The organism is Nocardia sp. NPDC004260, assembly GCF_053603155.1.
Map to the genome: position 1 here is coordinate 1 of NZ_JBSGEZ010000129.1, position 11,033 is coordinate 11,033.

The window sequence follows — 11,033 nt, forward strand, 5'->3', positions numbered from 1 at the left end:
TCTTACGTCCCTGCGGAGTTCGATCCGCCCGGATCTCGAAATCCACAACACCCCTCGAGCTGAGGTGTTGCAACGACTCCTAGAACCCGCGCACTGTGGTTCCGGCCCCTTTCGTGTTATTCGGGTTGCTCATTCCCGGCGAGATCGGCGGTCAAATCGGCGATCAGGGTTGCCATGGCGTGGCAGGCGTCGGCGGCGGCCTGCTCCCAACGCGAGACGGCGGGTCGGTTCGGCCGGGGCGGCATGTGCTCGGTGTAGGTGTGGCTGGCCAGCACGCTGCCGTGGGCGTCGCAGAGTTCGAAGGTGAGCGACGGCTCCTCCGGCGGGTCCGGGTCTCCGGTGATGCCCAGCTCGAGCAGATTGCCGGTGCGGTGGTCGGTGAGTAGGTCCTCGTTGTTGGCGATTTCGATGGCGTCGGCGGACAGCGCCAGGGTCAAGCTGGGCACGGCGTTCCTTCCATGAGCGAGCCGGTGGTCGGCCCGTGCAGGTGGCGAATGTCGGTATGCGGTCGGTCGTGCGTGTCAGGGCCGCATGCAGGGCAGCAGCGCGCCTTGCTGGGGTGGGTCGTCGCCGCGGTCGGCGGCGTCGATGATTTCGGCCATGCTCAGTGCGTGCCGGAATCGGTGTCCGATGGCGGATTCGACTTCGGCGTGCTGGGCGGCGTATTCGGGGTTGAGGCGGGCCGCGGCGATCAGATCGCTGCGGCGGGCCAGGACGCAGAATCGGCAGCTGAGCCGGGTCATGTCGGCGTATGCCGAGTGGACTTCGAGGTCGGCTTGTTCGATTCGCCGCCAGACACGCGCGGTCGTCCAGTCGTGGATGGGATGCCAGTTGTATACCTCGCGGCGGCCGTTGCTCGCGGTCGCGTCGAGGGCCAGCGGTGCCCGGCGCGCCCGGTCGGCGGACTCTTCGGCGCGCAGGCCCATGATGTTGAGCAGACGGGCGGGCCGACCGAGCACCTTTCCTGATTCGCGCAGGTGGGTGACGATGCGGGTCATCTCTTTGCGGATCGGTCCGCGCTTGTGGTCGGAGGTGCACCATCGGCGCTTGGCGTCGGGCCAGCGACCGCGGGCGGCGACCCGTTCCAAGATGGTCTCCACGGCTCCGCTCGGGCGGCGGCGCGCGGCGACGGTGAAGGGCAGCTCGTAGTGGGCGGCGTGGTTGGCGGCGAGTTGAACGGTGCCGGGCCATTCGGATTCGCCGAGGTCGGCGTGTACGACGGTGAGCCGGTCGCGTACGCCCGCGGCCTCGGCAGCGTCGACGACTTCGGCCAGCGCTGCAGTGGAGTCCTTTCCGCCGCTGGTGTTGAACAGCAGACCGTCGAATTGGGACAGGTCGGGTGTTGCCTGGTGCATGAATGTCCTTGTGGTAGCGATAGTTCGGATTGCTCGGGGCCTGCGGTGAGGCACGATGTCAGGCGATCTCGAACCGGCCGCCGGTTCGCCGCAGCCGAAGGGGTTGCGAGGCTCCGGGGCGTTTGAGCGAGCGGGCGGTGCTGTCGGAGATCACCGAGAACAGCCCCGAGTGCACGTTCTGCACAGCGGTGTAGCGCCCGCCGTGCGGACCGGTGAGTGTTGCGGTGAAGGTGTGCATTTGCACGCGGTAGGTCGTGGTGCCGATGGTGAGGGTTTCGGCCGGGGATGCCTCGGGATCTGGTCTCGGTACCGCGTCGCTGTGTTCGCCGCTCACCGGTGGTGTCCGGTGAGGGTGGTGTGGTCTGGGTCGGTGTCGGCGGGCAATGTGTCGAGCCAGGTTCGGAGGGTGTGACGGTCGATCATGGTGGTTCCTGTTGGTGGGGTTGGGCACGTGCCGGAATTGGTCTCGGCACGCGGAGAGGGGCCGGGGCGGGCGCGCTGCCCCCGCTGACGGGGTGCTCAATCGGTGTCGCTACTCGGGTTCCGCATCTCCAGTGCCCCCGGGTGTGGTCCGAACATGCCGGTCCAGCAGGACGGGCAGATGCGGGATTTGATGTACTCGCGCTCGGGCGGGTTCAGATGCGCGAAAGCGTTCTGGATAGCGAGGCGTCGCTCAGCCCACGCGGCGAACTGGTCGCGGTTGACGTGGAGAGTAGTGCTCTGGTCGCAGGTATCGCAGGTGACTTCAAGGGCGAGGTTCAGGGGCGGGGTCGTTTCGAGGTGCTTTCGGTTGTCGGTCATGAGGGTGAGTTCCTTTGCTGTCGTGGTGAATTCCGCACCCCGTGGCCCTGCCCCCGCAGAAAGCTTGAGCGGGGTGCGGTGTGCGGTTTTCGTCGTCGCGGTGGCCGGGCTGGGCGGGTGTGCCGTCCCGGCGGGGCGGTTGTTCAGTGCTCGTCGGGCAGGTCGATGCAGGGAAAGACCTTGATTCCGGCGGCGTAGTCGTCCCACTGGTCGGGGTCGTAGCCGAAGTCGTCCGGGTTGTAGATCGTGTGGACGAGATCGCGCAGGGACGCGACGGTGTGGGGGTGGGCGAGGTCGTCGTGGTGGTACCGGTAGAGCGGGTTGCGCCTCGGGTCGGTGCAGGCGGCGGCGTGGACGTGGAAGTCGTCGTCGGCGCCGAACAGGTTGGGACCGATGGTGACCACGCGGAACCGTGGAGGTTCGGCGGGATTGTGGTCGCGGTTCACCAGCGGATTCCGTGGCTGTGTCCGGCGACGATGGTCTCTACCGGGCCGGTGAAGCCGAGTTCGCGGGCGATCTTGCGGGCGCTGGCGAGGGTGGTTACGTTGCTGATCTGCACGTGCCAGACGCGGGTGAGTCCGCATTCGCCGGAGGTGAAGGCGGTGAACAGTGCTTCGACGACCTGGATGCGGTTGTCGTTGTAGCGGTGGATGCTTCGTGCCGCGTAGGGCAGGCGCACACCATTGTGCGGGAGGTCGCGGTACTCGCGTTCGATGAGTTCCATTGTCCTGTCGAATGATTCGGTGGAAAAGTTCGCTTCGTGGTTCGCTGGCCGGTGCCGGTGGGAGCCGGATGCGGCTCCCACCGGTGCGGCGGTCAGCGGACGGGGCTGTAGGGGCCGAGCCATTTGTGCAGGGCGGTCAGGTGCAGGTGCGGGTGGTCGACGCGGTCGTTGTCGTCGTGCTGGCGGTAGTCGTCGGCTTCGCGTTCCCAGACCATGTCGACGATGTCGGCGATGGCGTGACGGATCTCGGGGGCGAGGTCGGCGGGCCCGGCGTAGCCGGCCGCGGTGGCGCGCAGCTCGGCGGCGTCGAGGGCGCGGCGCACGAACGACAGCAGAGTGGCGAAGTCTTCGGGCTCGGGGCTGTTGCCGGTCTCGTAGTTCTCGAGCGCGGCGAGCACGCGCTTGTGCTCGGAGGCGGCGCGGACGCTGGCCACGATGTCGGCGATGAGCCGGTGAGTCGTGGTGTCGGTCGCGCCGTGCTGATGGCAGACGCGCTCAAGGGTACGGGTGAGTTGGGCTTCGTTTTCCAGCGGAGGTGCCTGAAACAGGTCGGTGATGGGCATGGTGGTGGTCCTGATCTCGTTCGGGGCAGGAGCCGGGCACATTCTGGATGTCGGGGTCCTGCGTGAGTGGGGTGAGCTGCAACGTTTTCGGTGGTGTGGGGGTGATGGGCTCCTGTCTTCGTCGTCGGTCTGGCGGGTGGTGGTGTGGCGGTGGCGTCGGCGGGGCTTGCGGTGGCGGGTGTAGGCCCGGATCGGGCGGCGCGGCGGGTGGATGAACGTGCCGCGGTGGCGGTGCGGTGCGCGCGGCCGCCGGGGGCCCGTTGCGGGTGTGGTGGGCGGGTCGTGGGTCACGGGTGGGTCCTCCTGGCGGGTTGTGGTGTGAGCGCGGTGGGTTGGCCGCGTTCGTCGAGTAGGGCGTGTTGCGCCGCATTCGCGGCGCGGCGCGCGCGGCCGTCGGGGCGGGTGCGGCGGATGGGTTTGCAGAACCGCGGGGTCGTGCCGAACAGTGCGAGGTCGATCGGCACGGCGGCGGGTAGTCGGCGTTCGGTGAGCCAGAACTGTGTTTTGCCGTGGGCGTAGGCGCGCACGTCCAGGGTTAGTTCGAGTTCGGTGATGGTCGGGTCGGGCACGTCTTGGCGGCGGTAGCGGCGGGTGAAGTCGCGTTCGCGGTGGGCGGTGTCGATTTCCTCGGCGATATGCGCGCGGCAGACGCTGACCTTCCACGGGTGGCGGTGCTGGCCATCGACGCGGATCGTGTTGATCCGGTGGGTGGCGCGGGCCCGGCACACCGAGCCGGTGCCGCGGGTGTTGGTGTCGGGGTCGGGACGTGTGGTCCAGACGAAGGTTTCGCAGGTGGGGACCTGCCATCCGTGGGTGATCTTGAGGCAGGAGATCACGGCGGGGTCGGCGCGTTTCATGATTCGCTGCGCTGACGGTCGAGCGCGGAGTCGAGGTCTCGGGTGTTCATGTCGTTGCTTCCGGTGGGTGGCCGGGCCCGTCCACGGCGGGCCCGGCGGCCGCGTAGCGGCCTGCGGGCCTGGGGCCGACCGGCGGGGTGATGCCCTGCCGTGTTGGGGCGTGTGGCCGGTCGGCTTGGGTGGGCCGGGTGATGGACGCACGCCGGCTGGGATCGTCCGCTGAAGAACACAGCACGGAGCGCAGCGGAGTTCCGATTCCGCGGGCCGCTGGTGCGGTTGGGCGGGGAGCGGGCCGGAACTGGGGTGTTCCGGCCCGCTGCCGGTCAGGCTGCCAGCGGTGCGGCGTCGGCTTGGTTGTGGCCGGTGGGTGCCGGGTCGGTCGCCGCGGGGGTGGGTTCGGCCGGGGCGGGCTGGTCTTGGGTGACGGTGACCTTTACCGTGCTGGCCTTGGTCTTGCGCCGGGATGGGCCGGTCTTGCGGGCGGGGCTGGCCGGGCCGGTCTTGCGGGCCTGGTTGCTCTTGCGCGCGGGTGCGGCCTTGGTCGGTGCTGTGGTGGCCTTGGTCGGTGCGGCCTTGGCGGGTGTGGCCGACAAGGTGCCCTCTGCGGCCACCTCGGCGGCGGCCTCGGCCTCGAACGCCTCGGCGCGTGTCAGCTCGCCGAGTATCGCTCGCTCGATCGGGGTCGGGGTGTATCCCGCGCTCTGCAAGGCAGTCAGCAGGGAGCGGGGAGCGCTGACGGTAGCGGTGGGATAGTGCACGCTCTGGCTCTGGTGCAGGACCGCCTGCCAGTAGGTCGGGTTCTCCTTCTTCTTCGGGTCGTAGCTGCGGCGCTGCATGCTGGCCTCGACGGCACCGATGGCCAGGCCGATGAGCATGGCGGCTGCGCGCGGGTCGGTCATGTCCTCGAACAGTTCGCCGGTGGACATCGCCTTCTCGCGGTCGACGCCGAGCAGATCGGCGGTGATGTCGGTGACGGTGTTCTCGGCGGTCAGCCCGCGCCGGGTGAACATCACCTGCGCGGCCCAGCTGAGCAGCCCGGTCGGGATCTTGGCGGGCCGCTTGCGGCCCTTGTCGGTCAGTTTGGCCAGCAACTCGGCCTCGAACTTGCGCCGGGCGGTCGTGGCGGCGCGTGCGTAGCGGTTGCCCGCCTTGACGATTGCGGCGTCGGTGCGCTTGCGCTCGCGCTCCTTGTCGGTGAGGACATCGCTTCCGTACTGGCTGTATTGGAGCCCTTCGGCCTTGGGATCGGTGCAGTAGTAGAGCGGCGTCCAGTATTCATCGAGGTTGCCGTCTGGGGCTTCGACTTCGGACCGCTCGAGGTACACCGCCCAGTTCGCCGGGGTCTTGATGTCGTCCTCGGTCGCGCGGTGCCCGTCCTGACGGCCGTAGAGTTTGCTCAGCGGGCAGGTGGTGCGCGCGTCGTAGGACCATTCGTGGATCTCACGGTCCAGGATGGTGAAACCGCGTTTCCGGTACGGTTCGCTTGCGGCGGCGCGTCCGGCGGTCTCTTCGCGTTCGGCGCGTATCTTGGCGGCTTCGGCGTCGAAGTTGTTGCGCTCGGCCGCGTCCAGCAACCGGGTTTCGGCCTGTTCGTCGCCCTCGAACTCCATGAGGGTTTCGGCCTGGGTGAAGGTGAGCTGTCCGGTTTCGGCCTTCTTGCGGGCGTCCTCGGACTTCCGCAGTGCCTTGATGGCGCGCACCTCGGCGGCGTCGACGCCGAGTTTCTTGCCGACCTTGGTCGGGGTGAATCCGGGCAGGTTCAAGAAGTTCTCGACGTGCACCACCTTGTCGCGGGTGCTGGTTTCGGTGCGGTGCTCGTTCTCGCGCCACTGTGCGGTCATGACCTCGGCGGCGAGGGTGACCGCGTCGTCGTGAGGTTTGCGGCGCAGGATCACCGGGCACGGGATGTATCCGGCTTCGATCGCGGCGAGCATCCGCGATTGTCCGGCGATCATCTGGACCTGGCCGTCGTCGTTGATGTAGGCGGGCGGGTCCTGGACGAATCCGCCGTCGCGGATGCCATCGATGAACGCTTTGGTCAGGGTGACCTCGGAGCGCATGTTGTCGCCGAAGACGACTTCGCGCGGGTCGACGTCGAAGGAAATCTTGCCGGTCGGGGATGCGTCGATCATGGCCAGCACTTCCGACAACGGGGTGCCGTTGATGGTCGGTTCCTCGGCGGGGGCCTCCGGCGCGGGGGCGGGGTCGGGCTGGTGGGCGTCGCTGGTCTGGTCGGCTTCGGGCGTGGTGTTTTCGGTGGTCGTCATGATGGTTCGGTGTCTCCTCTAGGATGGGCGGAGCACCGGGCGGATTCTGGCCGTCCGGTGCTCCTGGTTTTCTGGGGCTGGGTCTCGGATCTTCGGTTGCGGGGGGCCTCGAGCGGAGCTGACGCGGTGGCCGGTCACCGGTGGCGGTCTTCGTCTTCGGCGGGTTGGTCGACTTCCTCGGCGTCGATGGCGTCGTAGTGGTGTCTCCACTCGCGGTACCCGCCGAGCACCGGGCGGTGCTCGATCAGGTGGGCTGTGAGGTCCGCGTATGCGGCGAGTGCCTGGACGTAGTACTCGGAGTGAACGTTGCGGTCGGCCAACTCCTTCGGGTCGCACTCGGGATAGGCGAGGTCGGGGTTGTTGGCGAGCGTTTCCAGATTCAGCGCCCGGCGGCGCAGCTCGAGCGCGCGGGCATGCTCGGGGGATGCCTCGGCCGGTTCGGTCGGTTCGGGGTCCATCCGGAGTTGCCAGGGCATCGGCGCTCTGAAATCTGCGTACGGGGGCCGTACCGGGTTGTCGTGGTCGCGGCGGCGCAGTAGCCGCGTAAGCATGCGCGGGAGTCGCATAGGGTTCCTCGGCTCGGGGTGGGGCCAGGGCCGGTGTTCACCGGCCCTGGCGAGAGATGGTCAGAACGGGGCGGGGCCGTCGTAGTCGTCCGGGGCGGGGGCGTCGCCGATGCTGAGGCGGCGCTGGTTGATGTAGTCGGCCAGCGCGAGCGCTTCGGGATAGGTCAGGAACAGGTCGAACGCGATGCGGTTGCCGGGGTAGGTGGTGATCCGGCCGACGATGTGGCCGTCGCGGCGGCCGAAGTAGACCGGCGGTTTCGTGGGGTCGCGCTCGGGGTCCAGTTGGACACGCTCGCCGATCTCGGCCAGGATTGCGGCGGCCTGCGCCTGTTCGGAGGCGGCCTGTTCGCGTCCGATTCGGCAGGCGGGCAAGGCTTCGCGCATGCTCGGGATGAGGTCGGTGCGGAGAGCTGTGATCATGGCCTCGGTGTTGTCGGTCGCGGTGCTTGTGCTCGTGGGACCGACGGGGTAAGCGATGAACGGGGCGAGGGGGCCGAAATCCACGTCGGCCCACAGTTCTTCACTCGGTGTGCCGTAGTTGTCGTGGGGCAGTTCGAGCCGGATTCGTTCGTCCTCGCCGGGGCCGATCAGATAGGCCACACAGCGGCGCTCGTGCTGGGCGCTGGGCTGGCTCGTCCAGCCGGGATCGGTGTCGTTGAGCCGGGCCGCGATGTCTGCGGCCCATTGGTCGGCGCTGCGGGCAGTGATGCTGGTTGTCACGGGTCCGTGTCCTTCGGAAGTGGGCAGGCACCGGGCGCGCTATGCGCCCGGTGCCTGCTGCGGGGTGGGTGGCTAGCTGCGGGCGGGTGCGCCGGAGTAGCCGAAGACGGGGGATGTGGCGTCGAAATACGGCGTCACGGTCTCGTCAACGGCATCGAACCGGGCGCGTAGCCCGCTCAGGGCGAGGTCGTAGACCTCGCCCAGCACCTTGCGGCTGAACCGCGCGGCCGAGCGACTGTGGATCTCGGTCTCGGTGCGGTTGATGCTGAGGTTCATCGTCTTCGTGACGTAGATGCCGCTGTCCTGCTCGTGGTGAACGTTCAGGGCGGCGCGGTATCCCCGGCCCTTGTGGTAGCTCACGTTCAGGTCTGCGTGGGCCTGCCAGCCCTCGCCGTCGGGTTCCCCCACGGGCCAGCTGGCCGTGATCCAGCGGTCTCCGGGCTCGGTGCGGGGGTCGGCGTGCGGACCGTTGTTCGGGGTGTTGTTCACGGGCTGATTTCCTTTCTGTGCGCGGTCCGCCGGGCGTATTCTGGACGCCCGGGGGTGCACTTTTTCTCGGGGTTTCGGTGTCGGCGGTTGTTAAGTTCCGCTGGCCTCCTCGAATTCGATTTGGTCTCGCCGGATGAGCTGATTCACGCTCAATCCGGCGCGTTCTGCTTCGTGGTCGATACAGAGTGCGCCGGAATAGTCTTCGGCTTTGGGATCGACGCACCACGGGCAGGTGGGCATGGTTCCCCTCGGTTAGAAGCCGTGGTGTCGGTACATCGTGCTGAGCTGTCCATCCGTCCACTCGGCTTCGACTCGGCTCGCGATATCCTCGGCTTCCTGCTTCGTGCAATAGCGCAAGGCGGTTAATCCGGGCTCGTTCGGGAACAGGGAAAGCTGAAAATAGATATCGAAATCCCGATAGATTCCGATCGCGTGACCGTCGGTCTTGGCGGCATAGAAAACTTGGAGGATGTCGCCCTGTGGCGCTTGCTCGATCGAAACATCCGGCGCGAGGTACACGAATCCGCGCCCGCCGGTTTCGCGCTGAAACGTGACGTGGATTTGCGTGCCGTTGTTCTGCGACACGGCGCTGATGATTGTTGCCGCACCCCATTCGCGGCGTCCCAGGTAGACATGATCGCCGGGGGACAGCTCGCGCGCTGTGATGGTCAGCATCTGTGGGTTTCCCTTCGTGGCCGTGGAGAGCCGGGGGCGCGGGGTCGCGCCCCCGGCGTCGGAACGGCTGGCCTACTTCGGCCGTGCGCGAGCGTCGGCGGCGGCTTGTGCCTCCTCGACGCTGTCGGCCCGCCCGGTGGTGATGTGGTCACCGGTGGAGGTGCGCCACATACACCAGGAATAGGCCCGGAACACTTCCGGGGTCGCGTTCGGCGTGATGGTGACGTAGCAAGGGCCGTAGTCCTTGTGCAGTACAACCCCGTCGAGCAGCGAATTCCTGTAGGTCCAGCCGTTCACGTCGTAGCGGATTGCGGCCATTGCCGCCCCCTTTCGGGTAAGTGGCCCGGCGTTGATCGCCGGTCCTTTTCTGATTCCGCTACGTGGAATCGGGTTCACACTGTGGAGTTTTCAAAGAGCGAAGGTGCGGTTCCGGTTTCCCTTCCCGCTCTTTCCTTCTGTCTCTAATACTATCAACCTTACGCACCTTACGCACTTTTACGGGATGTGAACTACGTCACTCTGAAAAGTGGAAAGCGTGCGTTCTACGGCGTGTAGTCGGGGACCTTCACACCGTATTTCGTGGCCGCGATCTGTCCGGCGGCGAGAAAGCGGCGAACGAATTCGGGGCGAATGGCGCGCGCGTGGGCGGTGGTCACGAAGTTGATCAGGGAGAGGTTTTCGGCCTTGGCCTTGCGGGCGGCGTCCTCGGCATGGCGGATGGCCTCGAGGGAAGCCACGCCCTGGCCGGTGATGTAGAACAGGGCGGCGGCGGTGGCCAGCAGGTACGCGCGGGCTTCGCCTCGGCACTGGTTGGCGATGTCGACGTACGACGATGCGGCGGCGTTCATGTCGAGCAGCGCGATGCCCAGCAGCGCGTCACGCGCGGCGGGGTCGATGGTGACCAGGATGGACACGCGCGCGGCCAGTGCGGCGGGCGGGTAGTCGTAGCGGGTGACCAGCTCGGCGACCTCGCGCAGTACCGATGTCGCGAATCCGCGTTGCTTGCTGTGCAGGCAGGCGGCGCGACGAGCCATGAAGTCCGGAGTTTCGACCGGGGTGTATCGGGCCTCGATGTCGGCGCGGGCCTCGAGAACGACCATGCCGCGTGACACGGCGGTGACGGCGGCGGCGGTCGTGGCGGGGTCCGGGATGTGACCTTGGGTGTGGTTGTCGAGGTCGGTCCATACCGCGCCGCGTGTGAGTGCGTAGGTGTGGGCGCGAGAGAGAACGGGGATGCCGTGGGCGTCGACCTGTTCGCGCACGGCGTCGGCGAACCAGATCCCCGCCCCGGCGCGGCGGGCGCTGGCGACGAGTACCACACGTACGGCGTCCATTTCGCGGCTGTCGGCGATCCGCGCGAGGTGCAGGGCGAATGCGTCATGGTCCTGGTCGATCTCGGCAGCGACCACCATGTCTATGCGTCCGGCCCGGATGAACAGCACGCACAGCCTGTCCTCGGGGACGTAGCGCAGCAGCACCGGCAGCGCGGCGATGTAATCGGCGGGGGTGAGTTTGTCGATGGCGTTGGTGCGCTTGAAGATCACCGGATGTCCTCCTGTGGGTCGTGGCGGGCGGGGCGTGGTTGCTTCCCGCTCTCTCCATCACGTCTCTATTCTACAATGAACTTACGCACCTTACGCATTATTAGGATGTGTGTCTTCGCACACTACGATTTCCCGGTTTTGCTTGTTTTCCAGCGCTTTTCGTGCCCTTTGGAGGGTCGCCTCCGCGGCGAGCGGGCCGGGGTGCGGGGCGGCAGCGCCCGCACGCGACCGCAGGGAGCGCGCGGCCCTGGGGCCGCGGGCCGCACCCCTCGGGGTGCGCGCGGCCGACGGCCGCGAGGTGTTCGGCGGTGCAGGGCGGACAGCAGAGGTGTCCGCGCGTCGGTGTGTGTGTCCTTCGGTGGGGCCGAAGCCGGGCGGGCGCGCCAGGTTCCGGGCTGCCAGGGTGGAGCGCCCGCACCGCAGCGCAGCGAGGAGCGGACGAACGACCCTGGCGCGGCGGATGAGGCTCGGC

General features: G+C 67.7%; 15 protein-coding genes. All 15 read right to left on the reverse strand.

Going from position 1 to position 11,033, the window contains the following annotated elements; all coding sequences use genetic code 11:
• Positions 1 to 116: 116 nt before the first annotated feature.
• A complete protein-coding gene (locus ACWEO7_RS36500) occupies positions 117 to 446 on the reverse strand; it encodes a hypothetical protein (RefSeq protein WP_452430078.1) in 330 nt (109 codons plus the stop codon).
• A 75-nt stretch (positions 447 to 521) separates the two neighbouring features.
• Positions 522 to 1,355 carry a phosphoadenosine phosphosulfate reductase domain-containing protein gene (locus ACWEO7_RS36505; RefSeq protein ID WP_452430079.1) on the reverse strand — a complete coding sequence of 278 codons (834 nt, stop codon included), beginning with the start codon at positions 1,353 to 1,355 and terminating at the stop codon, positions 522 to 524.
• Between the two features lie 58 nt (positions 1,356 to 1,413).
• Entirely contained in the window at positions 1,414 to 1,689 is a 276-nt protein-coding gene (locus ACWEO7_RS36510; RefSeq protein ID WP_452430081.1) for a hypothetical protein, read from the reverse strand.
• 185 nt (positions 1,690 to 1,874) lie between these two features.
• Positions 1,875 to 2,156: a hypothetical protein gene (locus tag ACWEO7_RS36515; RefSeq protein WP_452430083.1), complete on the reverse strand. Its 282-nt coding sequence runs from the start codon at positions 2,154 to 2,156 to the stop codon at positions 1,875 to 1,877.
• Positions 2,157 to 2,299: 143 nt separating this feature from the next.
• Positions 2,300 to 2,602 (reverse strand): hypothetical protein, encoded by a 303-nt coding sequence (locus ACWEO7_RS36520; protein WP_452430085.1) that lies wholly within the window; start codon positions 2,600 to 2,602, stop codon positions 2,300 to 2,302.
• Positions 2,599 to 2,880: a hypothetical protein gene (locus ACWEO7_RS36525; RefSeq protein ID WP_452430087.1), complete on the reverse strand. Its 282-nt coding sequence runs from the start codon at positions 2,878 to 2,880 to the stop codon at positions 2,599 to 2,601. The genes ACWEO7_RS36520 and ACWEO7_RS36525 overlap by 4 nt, the downstream gene beginning before the upstream one ends.
• Before the next feature lie 92 nt (positions 2,881 to 2,972).
• Positions 2,973 to 3,443, reverse strand: coding sequence for a hypothetical protein (locus ACWEO7_RS36530; RefSeq protein ID WP_452430089.1), 471 nt, complete (start codon positions 3,441 to 3,443; stop codon positions 2,973 to 2,975).
• Positions 3,444 to 3,730: 287 nt separating this feature from the next.
• Positions 3,731 to 4,300 carry a hypothetical protein gene (locus ACWEO7_RS36535; RefSeq protein ID WP_452430091.1) on the reverse strand — a complete coding sequence of 190 codons (570 nt, stop codon included), beginning with the start codon at positions 4,298 to 4,300 and terminating at the stop codon, positions 3,731 to 3,733.
• A 323-nt stretch (positions 4,301 to 4,623) separates the two neighbouring features.
• On the reverse strand, positions 4,624 to 6,567 hold the full coding sequence (locus ACWEO7_RS36540) for a ParB/RepB/Spo0J family partition protein (protein WP_452430093.1): 1,944 nt from the start codon (positions 6,565 to 6,567) through the stop codon (positions 4,624 to 4,626).
• A gap of 134 nt (positions 6,568 to 6,701) precedes the next feature.
• Positions 6,702 to 7,043 (reverse strand): hypothetical protein, encoded by a 342-nt coding sequence (locus ACWEO7_RS36545; protein WP_280299999.1) that lies wholly within the window; start codon positions 7,041 to 7,043, stop codon positions 6,702 to 6,704.
• 150 nt (positions 7,044 to 7,193) lie between these two features.
• Positions 7,194 to 7,853, reverse strand: a complete 660-nt coding sequence (locus ACWEO7_RS36550; protein ID WP_452430095.1) for a hypothetical protein — start codon at positions 7,851 to 7,853, stop codon at positions 7,194 to 7,196.
• A gap of 72 nt (positions 7,854 to 7,925) precedes the next feature.
• Positions 7,926 to 8,342 (reverse strand): hypothetical protein, encoded by a 417-nt coding sequence (locus ACWEO7_RS36555; RefSeq protein WP_452430096.1) that lies wholly within the window; start codon positions 8,340 to 8,342, stop codon positions 7,926 to 7,928.
• Positions 8,343 to 8,594: 252 nt separating this feature from the next.
• Positions 8,595 to 9,017, reverse strand: a complete 423-nt coding sequence (locus ACWEO7_RS36560) for a hypothetical protein (RefSeq protein ID WP_452430097.1) — start codon at positions 9,015 to 9,017, stop codon at positions 8,595 to 8,597.
• Positions 9,018 to 9,089: 72 nt separating this feature from the next.
• Positions 9,090 to 9,335, reverse strand: coding sequence for a hypothetical protein (locus ACWEO7_RS36565; RefSeq protein ID WP_452430098.1), 246 nt, complete (start codon positions 9,333 to 9,335; stop codon positions 9,090 to 9,092).
• A 224-nt stretch (positions 9,336 to 9,559) separates the two neighbouring features.
• The gene (locus ACWEO7_RS36570; protein WP_452430100.1) at positions 9,560 to 10,561 is read right to left on the reverse strand and encodes a DUF4192 family protein; all 1,002 of its coding nucleotides are present in this window, start codon (positions 10,559 to 10,561) and stop codon (positions 9,560 to 9,562) included.
• Positions 10,562 to 11,033 lie beyond the last annotated feature (472 nt).

Excerpts from the sequence above, each read along its gene's own strand:
- ACWEO7_RS36525 (WP_452430087.1), bottom strand. The coding sequence starts at position 2,880 with ATGGAACTCATCGAACGCGAGTACCGCGACCTCCCGCACAATGGTGTG.
- ACWEO7_RS36565 (WP_452430098.1), bottom strand. The coding sequence starts at position 9,335 with ATGGCCGCAATCCGCTACGACGTGAACGGCTGGACCTACAGGAATTCG.
- ACWEO7_RS36535 (WP_452430091.1), bottom strand. The coding sequence starts at position 4,300 with ATGAAACGCGCCGACCCCGCCGTGATCTCCTGCCTCAAGATCACCCAC.
- ACWEO7_RS36515 (WP_452430083.1), bottom strand. The coding sequence starts at position 2,156 with ATGACCGACAACCGAAAGCACCTCGAAACGACCCCGCCCCTGAACCTC.
- ACWEO7_RS36540 (WP_452430093.1), bottom strand. The coding sequence starts at position 6,567 with ATGACGACCACCGAAAACACCACGCCCGAAGCCGACCAGACCAGCGAC.
- ACWEO7_RS36560 (WP_452430097.1), bottom strand. The coding sequence starts at position 9,017 with ATGCTGACCATCACAGCGCGCGAGCTGTCCCCCGGCGATCATGTCTAC.
- ACWEO7_RS36530 (WP_452430089.1), bottom strand. The coding sequence starts at position 3,443 with ATGCCCATCACCGACCTGTTTCAGGCACCTCCGCTGGAAAACGAAGCC.
- ACWEO7_RS36545 (WP_280299999.1), bottom strand. The coding sequence starts at position 7,043 with ATGCCCTGGCAACTCCGGATGGACCCCGAACCGACCGAACCGGCCGAG.
- ACWEO7_RS36505 (WP_452430079.1), bottom strand. The coding sequence starts at position 1,355 with ATGCACCAGGCAACACCCGACCTGTCCCAATTCGACGGTCTGCTGTTC.